Below are 23,230 nucleotides of genomic sequence, written 5' to 3' on the forward strand. Positions count from 1 at the left end.
ATGCGGAGCACGCACGCGGGCACCGCCCCGGCTGCCCGGAACACCGAGGCCGCGGCGGGGTACGAGGAGCGGCTGGCGGCCTTCGTCGGCCGCGAGCTGACGCCCCTCACCCCCGGCCAGGACCCGGTCAACCAGCCGATGATCCGGCACTGGGCCGAGGCCATGGGCGACACCAACCCGGTCTACACCGACGAGGCCGCGGCCCGCGCCACCGGGCGGCCGGGCGTGGTCGCCCCCGCCTCGATGGTGCAGGCGTGGACGATGCGCGGATACGCGGCCACCGTCTCGCCGCCGCCCGGCCGCCGCGGCTTCGACGAGCTGGTCGCACTGCTCGACGAGGGCGGCTACACCTCCGTCGTGGCGACCGACTCGGAGCTGGAGTTCGCGCGCGAGCTGGTACCGGGCGACCACGTCTTCGTGCAGGAGGTCGTGGAGTCGATCTCGCCGGAGAAGAAGACCGGGCTGGGCGCCGGCCGCTTCGTCACCACGATGAAGACCTACCGCGACCAGCACGGCGAGACCGTCGCCACCCAGCGCTGGCGCACCCTGCGCTTCCGCCCCGCCACCCCCGCCGCCGGCGCACCGGCCGGCGCGGCACCGGACGCCACCGCTCCCGCCGAGGCGCGCCCCCCGCGCCCCCGGCCCGCCCTCAACCGGGACAACGCCTTCTGGTTCGAGGCGGCCAAGGAGCACCGGCTGGTCATCCAGTGCTGCGCCTCCTGCGGGACCCTGCGCCACCCGCCCGGACCCTGCTGCCCGCGGTGCGGCTCCTTCGCGTGGGACACCGTGCGGGCCTCGGGCCGCGGCCGGGTCCACACCTTCACCGTCAACCACCACCCCAGGCATCCCGCGTTCGACTACCCGCTGGTCGTCGCCGTCGTCGAACTCGCCGAGGGCACCCGGCTGATCACCAATCTGACCGGCGTCGCCCCCGAGGACGTCACCGTCGACATGCCCGTCACCCTCGACTGGCTGGACGCCGACCCCGACCTGTCCCTGCCGGTGTTCCGGCCCGTCGCCTCGGAGGACCGCTGATGGACTTCTCGCTGGGAGAAGAACTCGAAGAACTGCGCGACCTGGCGCGGGAGATCTTCACCGACCACGCCACGCCCGAGCGGCTCCGGACGGTCGAGATGTCCGGCACCCGCGTCGACGACAAGCTCTGGGCGGACCTGAGCGCGGCGGGACTGCTCGCCGCGCCGCTCCCCGAGGAGGCCGGCGGCGCCGGTCTGGGCCTGGCCGGACTCTGCGTCGTGCTGGAGGAGCAGGGCCGCCGCGTGGCACCCGTGCCGCTCTGGCCGGCCGTCCTCGGCGCGCTGGCCCTCGCCGCCCACGGCTCCGCGGGGCAGCGCGCCGAGCTGCTGCCGTCCGCGGCCGACGGCACGAGCAGGATCACCCTGGCCCTGGAGGAGTTCGCCCCCGCCGGCCCCCGTACCCCGCTGACCACCGCCGTGCCCGGGGACGCCGGCTGGCGGCTCACCGGCACCAAGGCGGTCGTGCCCGCCGCGGCCGGCGTCGGGCACGTGCTGGTCACCGCCGCCACCGACGCGGGCACCGGGCTCTTCCTCGTCCGCCGCGGGGCGCCCGGCACGACCTGGACACCGGCCGAGACCACCACCCACGACCTCGCCGCCCACCTCGACCTGGACGACACGCCCGCCGAGGCGGTCGGCACGCCCGGGACCGGAGTGGTGGAGTGGCTCGACGGCCGCGCCCGCACGGCACTGGCCGCCGTACAGCTCGGCGTGGCCCAGGGCGCGGTGCGGTACGCGGCCGACCACCTCGGCACCCGGGAGCAGTTCGGCCGTCCCCTCGCCACCTTCCAGGCCGTCCAGCACCAGCTCGCCGACTGCGTCATCGAGATCGACGCGATGCGGGTCACCCTGTGGCAGGCGGTGACCGCGCTGGCGGACGGGCAGGACACCGAGCAGGCGGTGCTGGTCGCCAAGTGGTGGGCCGGTGAGGGCGGCCTCAACGTCGTGCACCGCGTCCAGCACGTGCACGGCGGCATCGGCGTCGACACCGACTATCCCGTGCACCGCCACTTCCTGTGGGGCAAGCAGCTCTCGTCCACCCTCGGCGGGCCCGCCGGGGACCTGTCCCGGCTCGGGGACCTCCTGGCCGGCGAGGCGGTGACCCCATGACGGCGCGGCCGATCCGTACGTACGACGAGGTGGCGGTCGGCGAGGAGCTGCCCGCGCTGGAGATACCGGTGACCCGGACCCTGATCGTCGCCACGGCCCTCGCCGGCCGCGACTTCCAGGACGTGCACCACGACCCCGAACTGGCCCGCGAACGCGGGTCGAAGGACGTCTTCATGAACATCCTGACCAGCAACGGCCTGGTCGACCGGTACGTCACCGGATGGGCGGGCCCGGCCGCGTCCGTGCGGGCGATCCGCGTCCGCCTGGGCGCGCCCAACCATCCCGGCGACACCATGGTGCTCACCGGCACGGTCACCGCCAAGACCGAGGAGGCCCCGAAGGCCGCCGGGGCAGGGGAGACCGGCGGGACGGGCCGGGTGGAGATCGCGGTGCGCGGCACCAACGGCGTCGGCACGCACGTCACCGGCACCGTCACCGTGCGCCTGCCCCGGAAGGCCGGTGCGCGATGAGCACGACCGCACTGACCGGCAGCGCCGTCATCGCCGGCATCGGCGCCACCGAGTTCTCCAAGAACTCCGGGCGCAGCGAACTCCAGCTCGCCTGCGAGGCCGTCCTCGCCGCCGTCGCCGACGCGGGTCTCACCCCGGCGGACGTCGACGGCCTGGTCACCTTCACCGCCGACACCAACGGCGAGATCCACGTGGCCCGCAACACGGGCATGGGCGAGCTGACGTTCTTCTCCCGCGTCGGCTACGGCGGCGGGGCCGGCTGCGGCACCGTGCAGCAGGCGGCCATGGCCGTCGCCACCGGCGCCGCCGAGGTCGTCGTCTGCTACCGCGCCTTCAACGAGCGCTCCGGCGAACGCTACGGCCTCGGGCAGGCCGGCCGGGCGATGGACACCGGCGCGGACCGGGCCGCGTACTCCTGGATGACACCGTACGGGCTGAACACCCCCGCCCAGTGGGTGGCCATGTTCGCCCGCCGCTACATGCACGAGTACGGCGCGACCGGCGAGGACTTCGGCCGGGTCGCGGTGGTGGACCGCAAGCACGCGGCGAACAACCCGGCCGCCTGGTTCCACGGCCGGCCCATCACCCTGGAGGACCACCAGAATTCACGCTGGATCGCCGAACCCCTCAGGCTGCTGGACTGCTGCCAGGAGACCGACGGCGGCCAGGCCCTGGTGATCGTCTCCGCCGAGCGCGCCCGCGACCTGCCCCATCCGCCCGCCGTGATCCTCGGCGCGGCACAGGGCTCGGGCGACGACCAGCACATGATGACCAGCTACTACCGGGAGCGCATCAGCGGCATCCCGGAGATGGGCCTGGTCGGACGGCAGCTCTACGCGCAGAGCGGCCTCGGGCCCGACGACATCGACGCCGCGATCCTCTACGACCACTTCACCCCGCTGGTGCTGCCGCAACTGGAGGAACTGGGCTTCTGCGCCGTCGGCGAGGCGAAGGACTTCATCGCCGACGGACACCTGGAACTCGGCGGCAGACTGCCCGCGAACACCCACGGCGGGCAGCTCGGTGAGGCCTACCTGCACGGCATGAACGGCATCGCCGAGGCCGTCCGGCTGGTCCGCGGCACCTCCGTGAACCAGCCCGAGAACACCGCCCACGTCCTGGTCACCGCCGGTACCGGCGTGCCGACCAGCGGGCTGATCCTGGGAGCCGCCCGATGACCGCCACCCCGGCCGCCTCCCCGTGGCGCGGCCACGGCCTCGGCAGCCGCACCGCCTCGTACACCGAGCGCGACGCGATCCTCTACGCGCTCGCGGTGGGCGCACGGGCCGACGACCTCGACCTGGTCTTCGAGGAACGCCTGCGGGTCCTGCCCACCTTCGCGCTGACCCTGGCCCAGTGGGCCCCCGACGCCCTCGGCGCGCTCGGCGCCTTCGACACCGCGACCGCCGTCCACGGCGCCCAGCGCCTCACCGTGCGCCGGCCGCTGCCGCGGGCCGGGGAGCTGTCGATGACGGCGCGTGTCGCCGAGGTCTGGGACAAGGGCGGTGCCGCCGTCTTCGACGTCGAGGTGGAGAGCGACCACTTCCTGGCGACCTGGTCGCTGTTCGCCCCCGGCAGCGGAGGCTTCGGCGGCGACCGCGGACCCAGGGGCCCCCGCCGCCCCGAGGAGCCGGCCGGCCGGCGGCTGACCGTGGCCACGCACCCCGAACAGGCGGCCCACTACCGGCTGCTCGGCGACCGGCACCACATGCACATCGACCCGGCGGCGGCCCGCGCCGCGGGCATGCCCCGGCCGTTCCTCCACGGCCTGTGCACCCTCGCCGCCGTCACGCTGCCCGCCGCCGGGCTCCTGGGCGCCCACCCGGCGGACCTGACCGAGCTGGAAGCCCGCTTCAGCGCCCCCGTCTTCCCCGGCGACCGGCTCGCCGTCGACTCCTGGGACGACGGCCCCGGCGGCCTGCGGCTGGAGGCGTCGGCGCACGACCGCCCCGTCCTGACCGGCGTCCGGGCCCGGTTCGCCGCCGGATCCCGCCCGGAGCACCCGGCCGGCGCCCCCCTCCAGCAGAAGGAGACCTCTGATGCTTGACGCCTCCCAGCGCGCCGCCGCCGCCGACCTGCTGTGGCGGGCGGAACGCGACCGCGCCCCCGTCGGCCCGCTGGCCGGGGCGTTCCCCGGCATCGACGTAGTCGACGCCTACGAGATCCAGCTGAGCAACGTCCGCCGGCGGCTGGCGCAGCCCGGGGTGCGGGTGCGCGGCCACAAGGTCGGGCTGTCCTCCGAGGTCATGCAGCGCATGATGGGCGTCGACGAGCCCGACTACGGCCACCTGCTCTCCGACATGGTGCTGTCCGAGGACGTCCCGGTGGACACGGGCCGCTACTGCGCCCCGCGCATCGAGGTGGAGATCGGCTACGTCCTCGGCGACAGCCTGCCCGGCGAGAACTGCACCGAGAAGGACGTCCTCGCCGCGACGGAGTACGTCGTCGCCTCCCTCGAACTCATCGACAGCCGGATCACCGACTGGCGCATCGGGCTGGCGGACACCATCGCCGACAACGCCTCCTCCGCCGGCGTCCTACTCGGCGCGCGGCGGGTCGCCCCGGGCGAACTGGACCTCGCCGACATCGGCGCCGTGCTGTACCGGGGCGGCGAGGAGATCGCCCGCGGCCGCACCAGCGCGGTCCTGGGCGACCCGACCGTGGCGGTCGCGTGGCTGGCCCGGAAGGTCGCCGCGTTCGGCGTGCGGCTGGAGGCGGGGCACGTGATCCTGCCGGGCTCGTGCACCGCAGCCGTCGACGCCCGGCGGGGGGACGCCTTCCGCGCCGAGTTCGAGGGACTGGGCGACGTGTCGGTCCGCTTCGTCTAGAGCGGGCGCCGGGAAGACGGGGTCCGGGAAGACGGGGTCCGGGCGGGCCCCGGGACGACGGCGTCCGGGCGGCGCCGGAAGGGGCCGGGCACGGCCGTCGGCGGGCTCTCACCACTCAGCGGGACAGCCCCCCGGGCAGAACCAGAATTCGTACTAGTTTTGCCGCGCCGTATCCGCCACGCAGGACAGGAACGAAAGAGGCAGCATGAGCACGAGGACCGGCCTGGAAGGCCGTACCGCCGTCGTCACCGGGGCCGGGGCCGGCCTGGGCCGCAGCGAGGCGCTGGCGCTGGCGGCCCAGGGCGCCAACGTCGTCGTCAACGACGTGGGTCCCGCCGCCGAGGACGTCGTCGCCGAGATCAAGGCCCTCGGCCGCGACGCCGTCGCCGTCACCGGTGACATCGGTGACTGGTCCATGGGCGACCGCCTGGTCCTCACCGCGCTGGAGACCTTCGGCAGCCTGGACATCGTCGTCAACAACGCGGGCGTCCTGCGCGACAAGATGGTGTTCAACCTGACCGAGTCCGACTGGGACGACGTCATCCGCATCCACCTCAAGGGCCACGCGGCCGTCATCCGCGCCGCCGCCGCCCACTGGCGCGCGGCCAGCAAGGCGGCGGGCGGCCCGGTCTACGGACGGGTCGTCAACACCTCCTCCGAGGCGTTCCTCTTCGGCGCCCCCGGCCAGCCCAACTACTCCGCGGCCAAGGCCGGCATCACCGCCCTCACCCTGTCCACCGCGCAGGGCCTCTCCCGCTACGGCGTCCGCGCCAACGCGATCTGCCCGCGCGCCCGCACCGCCATGACCGCCGACGCGTTCGGCACCGGCGCCACCCCCGAGGGCGGCCTCGACATCATGGCCCCCGAGCGGGTCGCCACCTTCGTCGGCTACCTCGCCTCCCCGGCCGCCGAGGAGATCAACGGCCAGGTCTTCGTCGTCTACGGAGACATGGTCGCGCTCCTCGCGCCGCCCACCGTGGAGAAGAAGTTCACGGCCGCGGACGGCACCTTCACCCCCGAGGAGCTGGCGGCCTCCCTGTCCCCGTACTTCTCCGGCCGCGACCGGCACCGCACCTTCGCCGCATACAGCGTCGCCGCGCTCGACACCACCGGCACGCAGCCCACGCCCGGGAGCTGAGCCACCCGCCCGCCGGCCGCGCCCGGCGGACGGGCACCCGGCACGCCCACCCACCCCCGCGGCCGGCCCCCCGGCCCGCCGCGGGGACACCCGCTCGCCACCGCCCCGCGCGGCCCGTATCACCGCATCACCGCAGGAAGGAAGTCGATGATCGACAAGGACGTCTATGGCCCGTGGGCGGTCGTCGCCGGCGGCTCCGAGGGGGTGGGCGCCTCCTTCGCCCACCGACTCGCCGACGCCGGGATCAACCTGGTGCTCATCGCCCGCAAGGCGGGCCCCCTGGCACAGACGGCCGCCGACGCCCGCGCCAAGGGCGTCCAGGTGCGCACCCTCCAGCTCGACCTGCTCGACCCCGGCGCACCGGCGGCGATCCGCACCGTCACCGACGGCCTCGACGTGGGCCTGCTGATCTTCAACGCGGGAGCCAACACCTACGGCCACGAGTTCGTCGGCGGCGAACTCGACCGCGTCCAGGGCGTGATCGACCTCAACATCACCTCCCAGCTCGCCCTGACCCACCACTTCGCGGCCCCGATGAAGGAACGCGGCCGGGGCGGCATCCTGCTCGTCGGCTCCCTCGCCGGCTACATGGGACAGGCTCGGCTGAGCACGTACTCCGCGGTGAAGGCGTTCAGCCGGGTCTTCGCCGAGGGACTCTGGCTGGAACTCGCACCGCACGGCGTCCACGTCCTCGAACTCGTCCTCGGCGTGACCCGCACCCCCGCCATGGAACGGGCGGGCCTGCGCATGGACCTGCCCGGCCTCAACGTCGCCGACCCCGACGACGTCGCCCGCGAGGGACTGGAACACCTGGCCGACGGACCCCTGTGGGTGGCCGGCGGAAACCTGGCGACGGCCGAGAAGCGCGCCGTCGTCCGCGACCGCGCCCGGCTCGTCCGCGGCGCCCACGAGGCCTCCCAGCGCCTCCTGCCCAAGGAGTGACGGACATGCCGGCCGACGCGACCACCGTCCCCGCCGTCCTCGCCCGCGCCGCCGCCGCCTTCCCGGACGCGGAGGCCCTGGTCGACGGCGCACTGCGGCTGACCAACCGCCAACTCCACGCGGCGGCCCTCGCCGTCACCAGATCGCTCATGGCGCTGGACGTCCGGCGGGGCGAACGGATCGCACTCTGGGCACCCAACAGCGCCCGCTGGATCACGGCCGCCCTCGGCGTGCTGGGCGCCGGCGCCGTCCTGGTCCCGGTGAACACCCGGTACAAGGGTGACGAGGCCCGCTGGCTGCTGGAGAAGAGCCGCGCCCGGCTGCTGCTCGTGGAGAACGGCTTCCTCGGCAACGACTACCTGGACATGATCGGCGCCGGGGCGGGGGAGCGGGGTCCCGTGCCCGGCCTGCCCGAACTCGCCCACGTGGTCGACCTGGCCGGGCCGGACGCCGACCGCGGCGAGCGGGCCGGAGCCCGTGACGAACCGGCGGGCCGCCGGGCACGGCCGGCCGGCGAGCCCGGCGGCCCGCCGGTCCGGCCCCGCGCCACGCCCTGGGCGGACTTCCTGCGCCTCGGCGCCGCCGTGCCCGCCGCCGACGCCGCCGCCAGGGCGGCGAACGTGCGCGAGGACGACGTGTCCGACGTGCTGTTCACCTCCGGCACCACCGGGCGGCCCAAGGGCGTGATGACCACCCACCGCCAGAACGTCCTCACCTACCTGGGCTGGTCGCAGCGGACCGGACTCGCCCGCGGCGACCGCTACCTGATCATCAGCCCCATGTTCCACTGCTTCGGCTACAAGGCGGGCGTCCTCGCCTGCCTCCTGCGCGGCGCGACCATGGTGCTCCAGCCCGTCTTCGACGTCCGCGAGACCATGCGGCTCGTCCAGGACGAGACGATCACCGTCCTGCCCGGGCCGCCCACCGTCTTCACCACCCTGCTGGACGCCCCCGGCCGCGACCACCACGACCTGTCCTCCCTGCGCCTGGCCGTCACCGGCGCCGCGACGGTACCGGTCACCCTGGTCGGACGCATCCGGGCGGAACTCTTTCCCGTCGTGGTCACCGCCTACGGTCTCACCGAGTCCTGCGGCACCGTGACCGTCTGCCACGCCACCGACGACGACGAGACCGTCGCCCGCACGGCGGGCCGCCCCATCGACGGGGTCGAGGTGCGCGTGGTCGGCGCCGACCGCCGCCCGCTGCCCCCGGGGCACGACGGCGAGGTCCTGGTCCGCGGCTACAACGTGATGCTCGGCTACCTGGACGACCCCCGCGCCACCGCCGACACCGTCGACGACCAGGGCTGGCTCGCCACCGGCGACATCGGACACCTCGACGGTTCGGGCCGGCTGACCCTGACCGGACGCCTCAAGGAGATGTACGTCGTCGGCGGGTTCAACGTCTACCCGGCCGAGATCGAACAGCTCCTCAGCCGGCACGACGCCGTCTCGGAGGCCGCCGTCGTCGGCGTCCCCGACGTACGGCTGGGAGAGGTCGGACGCGCCTACGTCACCCTCCGCCCCGGAGCCGAGGCCACCCCGGCGGAACTCACCGCGTTCTGCCGCGAACGCCTGGCCAACTTCAAGGTGCCCCGCGAGGTCGTCCTCCTCGACACCTTCCCCCGCAACGCCGCGGGCAAGATCCGCAAGACGGACCTGGGCGCCCGGACCGGCCCTGACGCCCGCCAGGGACACTCGGGACTCCCGGGACACTCGAAGGGACGAAACCATGGGGAACACGGTTCTTGAGGCGGTCCGCGCCCTGCTCCCGGCCATCGAGGACCGGGCCCGGACCACCGACGAACAGGGGCACGTCCCCGAGGAGACCGTGCGCGCACTGATCGACGCCGGTGTCTTCCGGATGCTCCAGCCCCGTCCGTTCGGCGGGCAGGAGGCCGACCCGGTCGACTTCTACCAGGTCGTACGGGCCATCTCGGCCGCCTGCTGCTCCACCGGCTGGCTGACCTCCGTCCTCGGCGTGCATCCCTGGCACCTCGCGCTGTTCCCCGCCGAGACACAGGCGGAGGTGTGGGGGGACGATCCCGACGCGCTGATCTCGTCCGCGTACGCGCCCGTGGGGAGGCTCACCCCGGTCGACGACGGCTACCGGCTCACCGGCCGCTGGAGCTTCTCCTCCGGCTGCGGCTACGCCCGCTGGGCGCTCCTCGGCGCCCTCGTCGTCGGCGACCAGGGGAGGCCCGTCGACTTCCTGACCGTGCTCGTGCCCCGGTCCGACTACCGGATCGAGGACGCGTGGAACGTCGTCGGCCTGCGCGGCACCGCCAGCAACGACATCATCGTCGACCAGGCCCTCGTGCCCCGGCACCGGGTGATCCGCAACTACGAGCAGGCCCAGCTGAGGGGCCCCGGCCAGAAGGCCAACCCGGGCCCGCTGTACCGGCTGCCGTTCGCGGCCGTGTTCACCAGCGCGGTCACCGCACCCATCGTCGGCGCGGTCGCCGGCGGCTACGCGTCCTACGTCCGGCTGATGAGGGAACGGACCCGGCTGAGCCTCGGCGGCGGCCGGTTCGCCGAGGACCCGCACGTCCACGTGGCCGTGGCGCGCGCGGCGTCCGAGATCGACGCGACGATCCTCCAGATGGACCACAATCTCGCGGAGCTGAGCGCGTGCGCCGCCGCGGGCCGGGACATCCCGCTGGAACTGCGCCTGCGTACCCGCCGGGACCAGGTGCGCGGCACCGAGCGCGCCGTCGCCGCGATCGACCTGCTGTTCAAGACGGCGGGTGGCAACTCGCTGCGGCGCGGCAACCCGATCGAACGCGTCTGGCGCGACGCGCACGCCGGCAGCGTGCACGTCGCCAACGACGTCGAACGGACCCTGGCCATGTACGGCCGCGACGCGCTGGGCCTGGCGGTCGAGGACAACCTCATCTGACGCGGTGCCGTTCGCCGCACGCCCCGGGACCGTGCCCCGCCGCCGGCGGTCGCGGTCCCGGGTCACCCGGCGGGGCCGCGGCGGACGAGCCCGAGGACGGCCCCGCGGCAGCGCAGCGCCCCCGGGACGGCCGGCAGGGCCGCGGAACCGGCTGCCCGCGTCGCACCGGCCGAGACGGACAGCGGTCCAGCGGCCGGGACGGGACAGGCCCCGGCACGGGACAGACCCCGGGGAGGGGCGGCCGGAGGCGCACGCCCGAGGGGTCACCGCGATCCGGCTGACCTCGCCGCGAGGTAGCGGGCGGGCAGCTCGCCGCCGCCGTGCACCGCGATGTCGGCGCCGTTGACGTAGCGGGCCAGGTCCCCGGCCAGGTACAGGCAGGTCCGGGCGATGTCCGCGGGCACGGCCATCCGACCCATCGGGATCACGCCGGCGACGGCGGCGCCCCCGTCCTCCCCGTACACCGAGGCGGCGCTCTCGGTGCGGATCAGCCCGGTGGTGATGTGGTTGACGCGCACCTTGGGCGCCCACTCCAGGGCCAGGGCCCGGGTGAGGCCGAGCAGTCCGGCCTTCGCGGCGGTGTAGGCGGCGGTGCCGGGCTGCGGTTGGTGCGCGGAGACACTGCCGATGTTGATGACCGAGCCGCCCTCGTCCTGGGTCCGCATCACCCGGTTCGCCGCCTGCGCGGTGTAGAACGGCGCCAGCAGGTTGAGCGCGACGATCTTCTCGACGAAGCGCGGCGAGACGGTCGCCGCGTCGGCGTCGGGCGAACCGCCCGCGTTGTTGACGAGGACGTCCAGCCGCCCGAACCGCTCCACCGCCCCGTCGATCAGCCGGCCCGCGGCCTCGGGGTCACGCACGTCGGCGGGGAGGAACACCGCCTGCCGGTCCGCCGTGGACGGCAGGGAACCGGGCGCACTCCGTCCGCAGACCACGACGTGTGCCCCGGCCGCGAGGAACCCCTCGGCGATGCGGAAGCCGATGCCCTTCGTCCCGCCGGTCACCACCACGACCCGGCCCGTGAGATCCAGTGGGTTGCCGATGTCCATGATCCGCCCTCCCCGCCGGGAGGAGACCCGGCGGCCGTCGTCGTAGTCGTGCACGACGATCGAAGCAGCCGGGCCGCGGGCGCGCGGGGAGGATCCCGTTGACCGGGAGAACCGGGCGCAGGGGGGCGCCGGGAGCAGGGGAGAGGGGGCGGAGGCTCAGTGCCCGGGGGCGTTGGAGCGGGCGCCCAGCAGCACCTGGCACGCGAGCCGGATCTCGGTCTCGGCCTCGGCGCGGGGCGTGTGGCCGTAGATCGCCGAGACGAGCACCCCATGCCAGCTCTTCATCAGCAGCCGGATCAGGCTGCGGTCCCGGTCCGTCGGCTGTCCGAGCCCGAGCAGCCTCAGCACCGTACGCTCCACCTTGGCCTCGATCCCGGCGGCCTCGCTGACCGTGGCGGTGTGCGCGGCGTAGTTGCTCTGCATCATCGCGCTCGCCAGCAGCGGGGTCCGCAGCATGTGCCGGGTCGACCGCAGCAGCGTCTCCGCGACGGCGTCCACGGGATCGCAGGCGGCGAGGATCTCGGGCGACTCGTCGTCCATGTGGTCGACCTGGTCGGCCATGATCGCGGTGAACAGGTGCGTCTTGGAGGGGAAGTACCGGTAGAGCGTGGCGATCGCGACACCGGCCTCCTTGGCCACGTCGTGCATCTGCACGTGCTGCAGGCCCCGTTCGGCCCCCAGACGGGACGCGACGGCCAGGATGCGCGCGTACCGCGCCTTCTGCCCGGGGGACTGCGGCTCCGCCGCTGGTCGATGCTCGGCGACTCTGGGCACGGTACCCCTCTTCCGGTCTTCCGGGCTCGCGATCGTGTCCTCCGGCACCCCATGCTAACGGTGCGGCCGCCCGCCCCGGACGGGAGGCGGCCGCGGACCCCGAGGACACCATCGGGCCCGCCCGCCCCATCAGAGCGACTCGGACCCCCGCCGCGCACCCCCGGGTACTGCTGAGTGGGACTGGAACTGGCCCACCACGGCGACTGCGGTTTCCTGACGCCCGGCAGGACACCGACGAACGCCGGGCACCGGCGAGTACGGGAGGGCGAACGTGACGCGGGAGTGGGACGAGGAGTACGACGTCGTCGTCGTGGGATCCGGGGCCGGAGCGCTGACCGGTGCCTACCTGGCCGCCCGAGCGGGCCTGGACACCGTGGTCGTGGAGCGCACGAGCAGCCTGGGCGGGACGAGCGCCTACTCCGGCGGCGCCATGTGGCTGCCCGGCTCACCGGTGCAGCGCCGCGACGGCGTCGCCGACTCCACCGAATCGGCCCGCACCTACCTGCGGGCGCTGCTCGGCGACAGCGGCGAGGCCAAGCGGGAGGCCTTCCTCACGGAGGCCCCCGCCCTGGTCGAGCGGCTGGAGGAGGACCCGGCGATCGCGTTCGCGTTCCAGGTCTTCCCGGACTACTACGAGCGTCCCGGCAGGGTGCCGGGCGGACGCTCGTTCGTCCCCCGGGCCCTCGACCCCGCCGAGCTGGACGACGACCTGCTCGCCCTGGTCCGCCCACCGCTGGAACGCGACCGGGCGGGCCGGGGACACGACACCTCGCTGCCGCTGACCGCGGGACGCGCGCTGATCGGCCGCCTCCTGCTCGCCTACCACCGCACCGGCCACGGCACCGTGACCACGGACACCCGCATGCACGAACTGACCGGCACGCCCGAACGGGTCACCGGGATCGTCGCCACCCGGCAGGGCCGCCGGGTGCGGATCGGCGCGCGCAAGGGCGTCCTCCTGGCCGCCGGCGGGTTCGAGCACAACGAGCGCCTGCGCGGCCTGCACGGTGTCCCCGGCCGCGCCGACTGCTCCATGGCGCCGCCCGGCACCAACACCGGCGAGCCCGTCGAGGCGGCGGTCGCGATCGGCGCGGCCACCGAGCTGATGCACGAGGGCTGGTGGTGCCCGGGCGTCCGGATGCCCGACGGGCGACCCGCCTTCGTCTGCGGTTTCACCGGCGGCCTCGTCGTCGACGCGCACGGCTCCCGCTACGCCAACGAGTCCCTGCCGTACGACCGGTTCGGCCGGGAGATCCAGGCGGACCCGGCCCGGACACCCTCCTTCGTCGTCTACGACTCCCGTACCGAGGGCAGGCTCCCGGCGGTCACCCAGCCGCCGTGGGGCGACCCGGCCGCACACCTGGAGTCCGGCACCCTGGTGAAGGCCGACTCCCTGGCGGAACTGGCCGGGCTCATCGGCGTGGACACGGACCGGCTCACCGAGACCGTCGAACGGTTCAACGGCTTCGCCGACAACGGCAAGGACGAGGAGTTCGGCCGCGAGCAGGACGAGTTCGGGCACTGGTTCGGCGACCCCGTGCTGCGGCCGATCCGCCGGGCCCCCTACTACGCCGCGCCGCTCCTGCTCTCCGACCTCGGCACCAAGGGCGGCCTGGTGACCGATGTGTCGGCACGGGTCCTGCGGGCGGACGGCACCCCCGTCACCGGCCTGTACGCGGCCGGCAACACCAGCGCGTCGTTCACCGGCTCCGTCTATCCGGGACCGGGCATCCCGATCGGCACGGCGATGGTCTTCGCGGCCCGGGCCGCCGACGACATGGCCGGCTGACCCCGGCGACGCCCACACCGCGGCGGGCGCCCCGGCGAAACCGGGGCCCGTACCGGCCCCGCGCCGGGCAGGTCCCCCACGCGCCTACGTGCCCTGGCCGGCACCGCCCGCTCACCACCCGTGCGGGTACCGCTCAGTGGGACCGCCCGGCCGGCCGGACCGCCGCGCACCGTACGTTCGGGGCAGACGTCACCGCCGGCGCCACCGGCGGCGGGCGACGCGCACCCGCCCCGTACCGTGCCGAGCGCAGGCTCGGTGGAAGGGAAGGCCACAGATGACCACCTCGCCCGAAGTCCGCACGATCGAGGCGGACGCCGTCCCGAACCGCTTCGCCCGCGGCTGGCACTGCCTGGGGCCGGCCAAGGACTTCGACGACGGCACACCGCACACCGTGCGCGCCTTCGGGCAGAAACTGGTCGTCTGGGCCTCGTCGGACGGACGGCTCAACGTCCTCGACGCCTACTGCCGCCACATGGGCGGCGACCTCTCCCGCGGAACGGTGGAGGGCGACGACGTCGCGTGCCCCTTCCACTCCTGGCGCTGGAGCGGCGACGGACGCTGCACCCGCATCCCCTATGCCCGCCGCGTCCCGATGCGGGCCCGCACCGCCGCCTACCCGACCCTCCAGCAGGACGGCCTGCTCTTCGTCTGGAACGACCCGGAGGGCAACCCGCCCCCGGACGACGTGACGATTCCCCGCATCGAGGGCGCGACCAGCGACGAGTGGACCGACTGGTCCTGGTACTCCATCACGATCGAGGGCTCCAACTGCCGCGAGATCGTCGACAACGTGGTGGACATGGCGCACTTCTTCTACGTGCACTACTCGTTCCCCACGCACTTCAAGAACATCTTCGAGGGGCACACCGCCACCCAGCTCATGAAGGGCGTCGGCCGCGAGGACGTGCGCCGGCCCCAGGCCGAGGGCAGCGGCGCTCCCGCCATGCTCGGCCAGACCTCGGTGGCGACCTACCACGGCCCGTCGTTCATGATCGACGACCTCACGTACCACTACGCCGACGGCGACACGAACTCGGTGCTGATCAACTGCCACTACCCGATCGACGCGAACTCGTTCGTCCTCCAGTACGGCATCATCGTGCGCCGGGCCGAGCACATGGGCGAGAGCGCGGACGAAGTGGCCAGGACCCTGGGCGAGTTCATCAAGATCGGTTTCGAGCAGGACGTCGAGATCTGGAGGAACAAGGCCCGCATCGACAACCCGCTGCTGTGCGAGGAGGACGGGCCGGTCTACCAACTGCGCCGCTGGTACGAGCAGTTCTACGTCGACGTCGCCGACGTACGCCCCGAGATGACCGACCGATTCGAGTTCGAGATCGACACCACCCGGCCCAACGAGGCATGGCGGGCCGAGATCGAGGAGAACCTCGTGAGGCAGAACGCCACCGCGGCGGCCGCGAGCGGGCCCGCCTGATGGCGGTCCGGCCCGACAACCGGCTCCTGGACGCCCCGATGGTCCCCGTCTCCTGCGGCACCTGCGGGGCGCGGGTGGAAGCCCGCAAGAGCAGCTGGGAGCAGACCAGCATCCAGTGGCCCGCCGAGGCCCTGCGGGCCTGCGTGGAACGCCGTGCGGCGGGCTGCGGGAACCGGGCGACGCCGTTCCTGGGCTGCCACAGCCTCACCACGGCGATCGGCGAGGCCGCCGTCCAGGGGAGGATCCGCGTCCAGAGCGACCAGACGTCCGCCGCGACCGCCGCCCCCTGACCCCGAAACCGGCCCCCTCGGGCGAGGACCGAGAGCGGAGACGACAGCGGAGCCGAGGACGCGTCGCCTGCCCGGCCGGCGCGCCGCCTCGGCAGGGCTACGAGTTCGACCAAGTCCGGGTGGACAGCACCAGCAGATATCCGTCGGGATCCCGGACGGTCACACCCCAGGTGTCCCAGTACGGATTGTGAGCCGGTACCCGCTTCCCACCGTGCCGTTCGAGCCGTTCCACCAGGGAGTCGGGCACCGGTTCGCCGAGGTAGACGACGAGCAGGTCTTCGGGGGTCGGCCGCGGCTCCAGGGGAGCAGCGGGATCGTGCACGAGTTCCAGATGCCAAGCGGCCTCGGGCCAGCCGACCATCAGGAGCGAGCCGTGGCCCGCGGCCCCGTCCGCCGCACGCCGGAACAGGACGTCGAGGCCGAGTCCCGAGACCCAGAACTCCTCCGCCGCGCGGAGGTCACGCGAGGGCCGGGCCATGCGGATGTGAGCTGCGGCGTCAGCCGGCATTCTCGTACCTCCTGATCGGTTCGGAACAGACCCAGCATGACCCAGCGATCCGGTCCCTGCACATGGCAGCAGCGGTCCTGCAACCCTCCACGACACGACCTTTGGGCCAGTTGGGTGACCCCAGTGCGTCGGCCTGGGCGGATGGGGGGCTGGACGAAAGCCGTCGAAAGGCCATGCCCCGTCGCGAACGGTGATCGATCCGCTCTCACCGAGAGTGAAGCGTCACGTTCGTCATCCTGGGCGGAGGCGGCATTGGGACATCCGGTCCGAGGGGCCCGCATCTGTGAACAGGGTGGCTGATTCCCGATGGCCAGCTGGGCCGGGCTCCTGATCTCGGCGTGCGACGGCGGTGGCGACGACACGCAGGCGGCGCCCTCCCCGTCCGTCGCGGTCACCCCTGCCTCCGCCCCACCCACGGTCGCGGCACACCCCGTCGCGACGGACGCCGACGAACTGCAGGCGTACTGCTACAAAGGAGGCCCCGCCACGCTTCTGACGGGCCAGCCGGCGTACCGCGGCAAGGGGCCGCACCCCGTTCTGCTCGCCACCGCGAGCCCGGCGCCCTTGGGGGCCACGCAGACCTCACTCCCGTCGCCGGGCGAGACGGCGACCGCCCCGCCCCACGACACGTACCGCCCCGACCCGGCGAAGGCCGCCGTCACGAACGATGAACCAGCACAGGCGCTCATGGTTGTCGTGCGACGGAGCGGTCGTGTTCGTCGAACGGTGACCGCGCAGACGCCGTGGGGGACACTCCGCGTCGGCCTGGGCACGCAGGTGCGGCGGACGGTATCCGTCCGCCGCACCCCAGGGCTCGCATCAACGGGGTGACAGTGCGGCCGAGGCGCTCACGTCACCCCAGAGCGGCTACGGCCGCCCACATCCTCTTGGCTGTGGCCATGCACATGTCGATCTCAGGCTGGGGCCGCAGGTAGACGCTGTCACCCGCGGTGCTGTTGCACTCCCGCTGCAAGTCGGCGAGGAAGACCTCGTCGACCCGCTGCTTGAACATCTGCCGGAATTGCTCCTCGCCCACCAGCTCCTTGTAGTTGCGGTATCCGAAGTCGTGCCGGATGCAGGCGGAGGAGAAGTCGAAATCCAGGATGTGCTCCCGGGACGCGCTGCAGAGGTCGTTCTCCCAGTTGAACTTGTACAGATCTCCGCGACCCTGCTCGTACGCGCCACGGGCGATGAAGAACTCCCGCTGCGAGATCTTTCCCGGAGAGGTCAGCTCCTCCAGGCGCCGCATCTTCTCCTGCGCCGTCGCTCCGGAGGAGGTCAGAGGACCGGCGTAGACCCACTGTTCTTCGAGCGAGTCCGTCAGGTCCCGCGCGGTCCTGCGGTAGACCCCATCGCCCTCCGGCGCGACACCGAACAACTCACCGGCGACCACGAAGTCCGCACCGGGCTCCCCGGCCTCGTCCCACTTCTGCGGCTGACCGCTGTATGCGAACAGTTTGCCGGTTTCCGGGTTGGTCGCCAGTAAAGTCCCGTCGCCCGCGTAGATGTTCTGGGCGGGGCCGCCGATGGTGTTCCATTCGGTGCCGTTTCCGGTCCATTCGGTGACGGCTTGGCGGTCGGGGGTCAGTGCGTAGAGGTGGTCGTTGCTGACGGCGAAGGTGGCGCCGGGTTCGCCGATTTCCTCCCACTGGCCGGGGCTGCCGGTGTAGTGGTTGATTTTTCCGGTGTCCGGGTTGGTGGCGAACAGCCCGGCACCGCCCGCGTGGATGTTCTGGGCGGGGCCGCCGATGGTGTTCCATTCGGTGCCGTTTCCGGTCCATTCGGTGAGGGCTTGGCGGTCGGGGGTCAGTGCGTAGAGGTGGTCGTTGCTGACGGCGAAGGCTGCGCCGGGTTCGCCGATTTCCTCCCATTGACCGGGGCTGCCGGTGTAGTGGTTGATTTTTCCGGTGTCCGGGTTGGTGGCGAACAGCCCGGCACCGCCCGCGTAGATGCTCTGTGCGGGACCGCCGATCTGCACCCAAGTGTGGCGCTCGGCCGTCCATTCGTAGACCGCGGTGTGCCCTTCGGTCAGCGCGTACACCGAGTGACCTGAGGCGGCGATGTCTTCCACCTTGGGCTCCGACTGCTCCTGCACCGCCGTGGAGGTGCTGTCGTCGGACGCGGAATCCCACGAGTCGGCCTGCGCGGCGGTGCCGACGGCGAGGGCCCCCGCGGCAAGCAGGAAAAGGATCTTCTTGGCGGTGGACAGGCGCCGCGCCGCGGAGCGCGCCTGCCGGGTCGGTTCGTCGGCGCTGTGACGACGCTGGGAGAGGGAGGTGCGTTTCATCGGGATGCCTCCTGGGTGAGGTCGAGCAAGCGGTGCGCACGTCGGCCGTCCGACAGACCGCCGCCCAGAGCCGCAGGCCGGGGCACCTGGTGCGCGGTGCCTGACATGAGGGCTGGACCGTTCATCGGCTGGGGACGTGCGAGTGGTGAGAGGTTGTTCGGTGCGTCAGCGGACAGCGCAGCCGTATTCGGGTAGTGGCCGGTTGGCCGAAGGGGGCCGCGTGGCCGCGGACGTCAGGCCAGAGACCACCATTGGCCGCCGTCGCCCGACGGATCGCAGGGCTCCGCCGTCACCGACGAGTCGTTCAACTGGCCGTCGCCGTGCAGGCACATCCGCTGGCCGGCTTCGTCCGAACGGGAATTGACCAGCAGAAACGCCGTCTGGTCGGCATTCCACTCCTGGCGCCAGAGCTGGTTGTCCCCGGTGCCCTCGTCGCAGCCGTCCAAATAGACGTACGTGGCCGTGTCGAGGGCGCCTTGGCCTGCCGGGTCGACGCAGAGCGACTCCGAGCTGTCGCTCAACTCGAGCATGGTGCCGTCATCGGTGTAGACGACGTCGAAGAGCTGACTGCGACCGGAGCCGGTACCGCAGTCGTACTGCTGGACCGGGCCGCCTACCTGCGGGTTCCCATTGTCCGTGGGAATGTCCAGGCACTTGTCCGACGCTACGTTCCGCACCTTCTGTTCCCCGTCGAAGGGTGTCCCCTCCACCAACGGCCCCGGATCCGAGGTCACGTCGGAGGAAGACGGAGTGCCGGGCGTCTGGGGCGTCTCGGTCGTCTCCGGGGCCGCAGTCGCAGTCCTCTCCGGGGCCGCGGTCGACGGCTTCGGAGGAGCCGGGACGGGCTCGGCCTGAGTGGGTGGCGGACCCGACGGACTCACAGGGGTTGGAGCGGGCGGTTGTGATGCCGAGGGCGGCGGGGTCGTAGCCGGTTCCTCAGCGATCTTGCGGTACCTGATGGGCTTGTACGCACTGTGCGGGTGGCCGGCGAGTGAGGCGTCGAATTTGTTGCCTTGGACCTTCTGGGCCGGCTTACCGGGCCGGCTCTCCTGGTAATAGATGAAGTCGCCCTTGGCCTTGTCGGTCCAGCCGCCGAAAAGCACGACGTGCTCGGCGGAGTTCAGGGCGTCGCCGGGTTCGAGCTGCATCCAGTCGCTCAAGGTGTCGGCAACCTCCGGGAGCGAGAGGGTGGTGAGGCTCTGTGGCAACTGCCAAGCCATCGAGACCATGCCGGAGCAATCCTGCCGGTACGGACCGCCGGTCGCCGGGGCCCTGTCCCAGGTGCTCTGGCTGTAGGGGACCTGACGGTCCACCCAGGTCTGGGCCCGGGCGATGACCTGCTGACGGGTGACAGGCCCACCCGCTGCCGCGCTGTTCCCGAGCGTCCCGGTCGACAAGGACGGTCCGCTGTCGGCCTGCGCGGGCAGTACGGCCAGCACGATGGCGACGGTGAAGCCGACGAGAGCGGCCAAGGGTTTGGGGCGGGTGATGCGTCTTGGAGACACGGGCACGTCCCCTTCCAGTGTGGGCGGGAACCTCGTCCGATCTGGTGTGATGCGCCTGGACGAGGTGGTGACACCGACACTGGCCAGCGACCGGATTGTCCATCAACGCCTGATGACATAAGCCCAGTTCGGCAGTGGACAAGAGGGAATGTCCGCGGACACCGAAGAGGACGCGGTGGGGAGGGCCGGACGGACCCCGCGTCCTGCCGGCCGTCCGACCGCCGCTGAGGTCCCGGCCGGCCAGAACACCAACTGACTGGCTGTGTGGTGGGTTTTTGGGTTGTTGTTTTTGGTGGGTGGGGGTTGGTGTGTGGGGTTGGTTTTGTGTGGGGTGGGGTGGTTGTGGGGGGTGTGGTGGGGTGGGTGGGGGTGGGGTGTTCCCGTGGGGTGTGTGGGTTGAATCGTGTTGTTGGTCACGGTGTGGTGGTGTGGGGGGTTCCGCTATCTTTACTGTCTGTGTCTGTTTCTTCACTGGTGTGTGTGCAGGGGTTGTCCGGTGAGTTTGCCCGGGTGGTGTTCGGGGTGGGGTCGGGGCGGGTTCATGAGCGGTGGAGGTGTTTGTTCGGGGGTTCGGGTTTTGTGTTTGAGGAGGGGTTGAGTTCGGGGGAGCGGGTGGTGTCGGCGTATCGGCGGCTGGGTTTGGTCGTGGATGCGGTGGGTGATGTGGCGGGGTTGGTGTCGGATGTGGAGTCGTTGGTGGCTTTGCATGAGTGGGCGGGGGTGGTGGATGCGGGGATGGCGACGATTGCGAGTATTCATTTCAATTTGTTTGTGGGGAGTTTGCTGGATCATGAGGGTGGGGGGTGGGAGGGGTTTTCCGGGGGGTCGGGCCGGGTGGGGACGTTTTTGTGTACGGAGTTGGATCATGGGAATGATGCGGCAGCTCTGGAGACGACCGCGACGTTTGATCCTGTGACGGGTGGTTTTGTTTTGGATACGCCGGGTCCGGGGGCGTGCAAGTGGATGCCGAATACGTCGGGTGTGGGGGGTGGGAAGGACGCGGTGGTCGCGGCGCGGTTGGTGGTCGGGGGTGTCGATCATGGTGTGTTTCTGTTTCTGACGCCGTTGACGGATGGTGAGGGGCGGCATTATCCGGGGGTGCGGGTGCGGGCGTTGCCGCAGACGGCGAGTGCTCCGGTGGATCATTGTGCGACGTCGTTCCATGGGGTGCGGTTGCCGTTCGAGGCGATGTTGCAGGGGGAGCACGGGCGTTTGTCGCGTCAGGGGGTGTTCTCGAGTGTGCTGGGGAATCCGCGGAAACGTTTCTTGCGTTCGGTGCGGCGGGTGCATACGGGGAAGTTGTGTATGAGTGCCTACAGTCTGGGTGTGATGCGGCATGCGCTGGCGGTGGCGGTGCGGTATTCGCAGCGGCGGCTGACGTCGGGTATGACGACGGGCCGTAAGGTGTTGCTGATGGAGCACCGCAGTCATCACGCTCCGCTGGTGTCGGGGGTGGCGACGGCGTATGCGGCGACGTTGCTGCACCGTGAGGTGGTGGGGCGGTGGGCGGCCGCGGGCGCGGGGGATGTGGGGGAGGACACGGAGCGTCTGGCGGCGGTCGCGAAGGCGTGGATCACCTGGCAGGCGCGTGCGGTGATGACGGAGTGCCGTGAGCGGTGCGGTGCGCAGGGGCTGCTGCTGTCGAACGGGATAGCGTTCCAGCTGGCCGCGAACGAGGGGACGATCACGGCCGAGGGTGACAACCGGGTGATCTGGGTGAAGGCGGCGGGGGAGATGCTGCTGGGCGCCTTCACGCCGGTGGCGCCTTCGGATGCTGCGGTCGGGGGCCGTTCGCTGGAGGAGTGCGGTGATCTGCAGGAGCTGCTCGCTGATGTGGAGCGGATCTGGCACGGCCGGGCTCGTGCGCGGCTGCGGGGCGGGCGCCGGGGTGATCCGCTGGCGCGGTGGAACGGGACGGTGACGCCGGCGCTGCAGCTGGTGGAGGCGTATGTGCACCGGCGTGCGGCCCAGGCGTTGCTGGACGCGGCGCGTGCCGCCGCGCATCCGCGGGCCCGGGTGGTGCTGGAGCAGGTGCACCGTCTGTTCGCGTTGCGTCAGGTCAGGGCGCACAGTGGTGACCTGCTCGCGGCCGGCCGTCTGACGGCGGATCATGTGGTGTCGCTGCCGGATGTGGAGGAGCGGCTGGTCGAGGCGCTGGTGCCGCATGTCGGGGAGCTGGTGGAGGGGTTCGCTCCGCTGGAGGAGGTGATGGCCCGCCATCCGCTGCTGCGCTCTCCCGCACCGGCCGCGGAGGTGGTGCCCGTGTGAAGGGGGGGCGCGGGTGGTGCCTGTGTGAGGGGGCCGGCGGGGGTGCCCGGGTAGGGGGCTCGCGGGAGTGGTTCCTGCGGGGTGCCTGGCCCGCAGGGGGCCCGCGGGGGTGTGCTGTCCTCGTGGTGTGCCGCTGTGTGCTGTGCGGGCTGTGGGTGGCGGCGGCGCACCGTGCGTGCGGCCCGCCGGGCGTGTGGCCGGCCCGGCCTGCGCTGCGCGCCTGGCCCGCCTGGCCCGCTTGGCCTGTCTGTGAACCTGGCCCGTCTAGCGCGTGTCTCTTTGGCCGGTAGGTCAGTTGATCGGATGTGACTGTCCGATTGGTGATCACTGATGTGATGTGGGACCGGATCGAGCCGTTGATGCCGGCCGGTCTGGTCCGTGTTCGGCGGTGGGCCGACCACCGCCGAACACATTCGAGGCCATCGTGTGGAAGTACCGCACCAACTCGCCCTGGCGTGAGGACCACAAACCCGGCCCCTTGCCGTGCTGGCCGACCGGGCCTACTCCTTCCACGTCATCCGCAGCGACCTTGGGCGCCGGGGAATCCGAGCTGTCATCCCGCAGCCGTCCGACCAGATCGGCCACCGCCTGCGGCGGGGCCGCCAAGGCGGCTGCCCACCCGGCTTCGACGCGGACGCCTACAAGCAGCGCAACGCCGTTGAACGGTGCATCAACCGGCTCGGACAGCGGCGCGGCCTGGTCACCCGAACCGAAAAACTCGCCGTCGCCCACCAGGCCGCCCTCCACCTCGCCGGCATCCTCATCTGGACCCGACGCTGGCCAAAGAGACAGAACCTGGCCTGTCGGCCTGTCGGCCTGTCGGCCTGTCGGCCTGTCGGCCTGTCGGCCTGTCGGCCTGTCGGCCTGTCGGCCTGTCGGCCTGTCGGCCTGTCGGCCTGTCGGAC

Annotated in this window: 19 protein-coding genes and 1 pseudogene; 15 read left to right on the forward strand and 5 right to left on the reverse strand. The window is 72.3% G+C overall.

What is annotated here, in order from left to right; genetic code table 11:
* From ACZ4K2_RS24445 to hsaA, 10 genes are all read left to right on the forward strand, one after another.
* Positions 1-1,035, forward strand: coding sequence for a bifunctional MaoC family dehydratase N-terminal/OB-fold nucleic acid binding domain-containing protein (locus ACZ4K2_RS24445; RefSeq protein WP_467475873.1), 1,035 nt, complete (start codon positions 1-3; stop codon positions 1,033-1,035).
* Positions 1,035-2,144: an acyl-CoA dehydrogenase family protein gene (locus tag ACZ4K2_RS24450; RefSeq protein WP_467475688.1), complete on the forward strand. Its 1,110-nt coding sequence runs from the start codon at positions 1,035-1,037 to the stop codon at positions 2,142-2,144. Before ACZ4K2_RS24445 ends, ACZ4K2_RS24450 begins: the two co-directional genes overlap by 1 nt.
* Positions 2,141-2,614: a MaoC family dehydratase gene (locus tag ACZ4K2_RS24455; RefSeq protein WP_467475687.1), complete on the forward strand. Its 474-nt coding sequence runs from the start codon at positions 2,141-2,143 to the stop codon at positions 2,612-2,614. Before ACZ4K2_RS24450 ends, ACZ4K2_RS24455 begins: the two co-directional genes overlap by 4 nt.
* A complete protein-coding gene (locus ACZ4K2_RS24460; protein ID WP_467475686.1) occupies positions 2,611-3,792 on the forward strand; it encodes a lipid-transfer protein in 1,182 nt (393 codons plus the stop codon). Before ACZ4K2_RS24455 ends, ACZ4K2_RS24460 begins: the two co-directional genes overlap by 4 nt.
* Positions 3,789-4,661 carry a MaoC/PaaZ C-terminal domain-containing protein gene (locus ACZ4K2_RS24465; protein ID WP_467475685.1) on the forward strand — a complete coding sequence of 291 codons (873 nt, stop codon included), beginning with the start codon at positions 3,789-3,791 and terminating at the stop codon, positions 4,659-4,661. The genes ACZ4K2_RS24460 and ACZ4K2_RS24465 overlap by 4 nt, the downstream gene beginning before the upstream one ends.
* The gene (locus ACZ4K2_RS24470; protein ID WP_467475684.1) at positions 4,654-5,442 is read left to right on the forward strand and encodes a 2-keto-4-pentenoate hydratase; all 789 of its coding nucleotides are present in this window, start codon (positions 4,654-4,656) and stop codon (positions 5,440-5,442) included. The genes ACZ4K2_RS24465 and ACZ4K2_RS24470 overlap by 8 nt, the downstream gene beginning before the upstream one ends.
* Positions 5,443-5,647: 205 nt before the next feature.
* Positions 5,648-6,580: a 3-oxoacyl-ACP reductase gene (locus ACZ4K2_RS24475; protein ID WP_467475683.1), complete on the forward strand. Its 933-nt coding sequence runs from the start codon at positions 5,648-5,650 to the stop codon at positions 6,578-6,580.
* 147 nt (positions 6,581-6,727) lie between these two features.
* The gene (locus tag ACZ4K2_RS24480) at positions 6,728-7,522 is read left to right on the forward strand and encodes an SDR family NAD(P)-dependent oxidoreductase (protein WP_467475682.1); all 795 of its coding nucleotides are present in this window, start codon (positions 6,728-6,730) and stop codon (positions 7,520-7,522) included.
* Positions 7,523-7,527: 5 nt separating this feature from the next.
* Positions 7,528-9,273 (forward strand): FadD3 family acyl-CoA ligase, encoded by a 1,746-nt coding sequence (locus ACZ4K2_RS24485; protein ID WP_467475681.1) that lies wholly within the window; start codon positions 7,528-7,530, stop codon positions 9,271-9,273.
* Positions 9,254-10,420, forward strand: coding sequence for a 3-hydroxy-9,10-secoandrosta-1,3,5(10)-triene-9,17-dione monooxygenase oxygenase subunit (hsaA, locus tag ACZ4K2_RS24490; protein ID WP_467475680.1), 1,167 nt, complete (start codon positions 9,254-9,256; stop codon positions 10,418-10,420). Before ACZ4K2_RS24485 ends, hsaA begins: the two co-directional genes overlap by 20 nt.
* 263 nt (positions 10,421-10,683) lie before the next feature.
* On the opposite strand, the gene ACZ4K2_RS24495 is transcribed toward hsaA, so the two are convergent.
* Together ACZ4K2_RS24495 and ACZ4K2_RS24500 are read right to left on the reverse strand one after the other, a co-directional pair.
* The gene (locus ACZ4K2_RS24495; protein ID WP_467475872.1) at positions 10,684-11,469 is read right to left on the reverse strand and encodes an SDR family oxidoreductase; all 786 of its coding nucleotides are present in this window, start codon (positions 11,467-11,469) and stop codon (positions 10,684-10,686) included.
* 156 nt (positions 11,470-11,625) lie between these two features.
* Positions 11,626-12,243: a TetR/AcrR family transcriptional regulator gene (locus ACZ4K2_RS24500; protein ID WP_467475679.1), complete on the reverse strand. Its 618-nt coding sequence runs from the start codon at positions 12,241-12,243 to the stop codon at positions 11,626-11,628.
* Positions 12,244-12,514: 271 nt separating this feature from the next.
* Between ACZ4K2_RS24500 and ACZ4K2_RS24505 the strand changes: the two genes are divergently transcribed.
* The 3 genes from ACZ4K2_RS24505 (at position 12,515) to ACZ4K2_RS24515 (ending at position 15,757) form a co-directional block, all read left to right on the forward strand.
* Positions 12,515-14,032 carry an FAD-binding protein gene (locus ACZ4K2_RS24505; protein WP_467475678.1) on the forward strand — a complete coding sequence of 506 codons (1,518 nt, stop codon included), beginning with the start codon at positions 12,515-12,517 and terminating at the stop codon, positions 14,030-14,032.
* Between the two features lie 274 nt (positions 14,033-14,306).
* Entirely contained in the window at positions 14,307-15,467 is a 1,161-nt protein-coding gene (locus ACZ4K2_RS24510; protein ID WP_467475677.1) for a Rieske 2Fe-2S domain-containing protein, read from the forward strand.
* A complete protein-coding gene (locus ACZ4K2_RS24515; protein WP_467475676.1) occupies positions 15,467-15,757 on the forward strand; it encodes a ferredoxin in 291 nt (96 codons plus the stop codon). The genes ACZ4K2_RS24510 and ACZ4K2_RS24515 overlap by 1 nt, the downstream gene beginning before the upstream one ends.
* A 97-nt stretch (positions 15,758-15,854) precedes the next feature.
* Here the strand turns inward: ACZ4K2_RS24515 and ACZ4K2_RS24520 are convergent, their stop codons facing one another.
* The 3 genes from ACZ4K2_RS24520 to ACZ4K2_RS24530 all read right to left on the reverse strand — a co-directional run bounded on the left by ACZ4K2_RS24520 (position 15,855) and on the right by ACZ4K2_RS24530 (position 20,024).
* A complete protein-coding gene (locus ACZ4K2_RS24520) occupies positions 15,855-16,265 on the reverse strand; it encodes a VOC family protein (protein ID WP_467475675.1) in 411 nt (136 codons plus the stop codon).
* Between the two features lie 853 nt (positions 16,266-17,118).
* Complete coding sequence (locus tag ACZ4K2_RS24525) at positions 17,119-18,552, reverse strand: phospholipase A2 (RefSeq protein ID WP_467475674.1); 1,434 nt, start codon at positions 18,550-18,552, stop codon at positions 17,119-17,121.
* A gap of 233 nt (positions 18,553-18,785) precedes the next feature.
* Positions 18,786-20,024 carry an RICIN domain-containing protein gene (locus ACZ4K2_RS24530; protein WP_467475673.1) on the reverse strand — a complete coding sequence of 413 codons (1,239 nt, stop codon included), beginning with the start codon at positions 20,022-20,024 and terminating at the stop codon, positions 18,786-18,788.
* Between the two features lie 489 nt (positions 20,025-20,513).
* Here ACZ4K2_RS24530 and ACZ4K2_RS24535 point away from each other — a divergent pair, with 489 nt between their 5' ends.
* Together ACZ4K2_RS24535 and ACZ4K2_RS24540 are read left to right on the forward strand one after the other, a co-directional pair.
* The gene (locus tag ACZ4K2_RS24535; protein ID WP_467475672.1) at positions 20,514-22,325 is read left to right on the forward strand and encodes an acyl-CoA dehydrogenase family protein; all 1,812 of its coding nucleotides are present in this window, start codon (positions 20,514-20,516) and stop codon (positions 22,323-22,325) included.
* A gap of 305 nt (positions 22,326-22,630) precedes the next feature.
* A pseudogene (locus ACZ4K2_RS24540) lies at positions 22,631-23,099 on the forward strand (transposase); the annotation flags it as partial.
* Positions 23,100-23,230 lie beyond the last annotated feature (131 nt).

The organism is Streptomyces sp. NPDC025833, assembly GCF_055558055.1.

Excerpts from the sequence above, each read along its gene's own strand:
- ACZ4K2_RS24455 (WP_467475687.1), top strand. The coding sequence starts at position 2,141 with ATGACGGCGCGGCCGATCCGTACGTACGACGAGGTGGCGGTCGGCGAG.
- ACZ4K2_RS24470 (WP_467475684.1), top strand. The coding sequence starts at position 4,654 with ATGCTTGACGCCTCCCAGCGCGCCGCCGCCGCCGACCTGCTGTGGCGG.
- ACZ4K2_RS24525 (WP_467475674.1), bottom strand. The coding sequence starts at position 18,552 with ATGAAACGCACCTCCCTCTCCCAGCGTCGTCACAGCGCCGACGAACCG.
- ACZ4K2_RS24475 (WP_467475683.1), top strand. The coding sequence starts at position 5,648 with ATGAGCACGAGGACCGGCCTGGAAGGCCGTACCGCCGTCGTCACCGGG.
- ACZ4K2_RS24445 (WP_467475873.1), top strand. The coding sequence starts at position 1 with ATGCGGAGCACGCACGCGGGCACCGCCCCGGCTGCCCGGAACACCGAG.
- ACZ4K2_RS24510 (WP_467475677.1), top strand. The coding sequence starts at position 14,307 with ATGACCACCTCGCCCGAAGTCCGCACGATCGAGGCGGACGCCGTCCCG.
- ACZ4K2_RS24480 (WP_467475682.1), top strand. The coding sequence starts at position 6,728 with ATGATCGACAAGGACGTCTATGGCCCGTGGGCGGTCGTCGCCGGCGGC.
- ACZ4K2_RS24495 (WP_467475872.1), bottom strand. The coding sequence starts at position 11,469 with ATGGACATCGGCAACCCACTGGATCTCACGGGCCGGGTCGTGGTGGTG.
- ACZ4K2_RS24450 (WP_467475688.1), top strand. The coding sequence starts at position 1,035 with ATGGACTTCTCGCTGGGAGAAGAACTCGAAGAACTGCGCGACCTGGCG.
- ACZ4K2_RS24515 (WP_467475676.1), top strand. The coding sequence starts at position 15,467 with ATGGCGGTCCGGCCCGACAACCGGCTCCTGGACGCCCCGATGGTCCCC.
- ACZ4K2_RS24485 (WP_467475681.1), top strand. The coding sequence starts at position 7,528 with ATGCCGGCCGACGCGACCACCGTCCCCGCCGTCCTCGCCCGCGCCGCC.
- hsaA (WP_467475680.1), top strand. The coding sequence starts at position 9,254 with ATGGGGAACACGGTTCTTGAGGCGGTCCGCGCCCTGCTCCCGGCCATC.
- ACZ4K2_RS24460 (WP_467475686.1), top strand. The coding sequence starts at position 2,611 with ATGAGCACGACCGCACTGACCGGCAGCGCCGTCATCGCCGGCATCGGC.
- ACZ4K2_RS24465 (WP_467475685.1), top strand. The coding sequence starts at position 3,789 with ATGACCGCCACCCCGGCCGCCTCCCCGTGGCGCGGCCACGGCCTCGGC.
- ACZ4K2_RS24520 (WP_467475675.1), bottom strand. The coding sequence starts at position 16,265 with ATGCCGGCTGACGCCGCAGCTCACATCCGCATGGCCCGGCCCTCGCGT.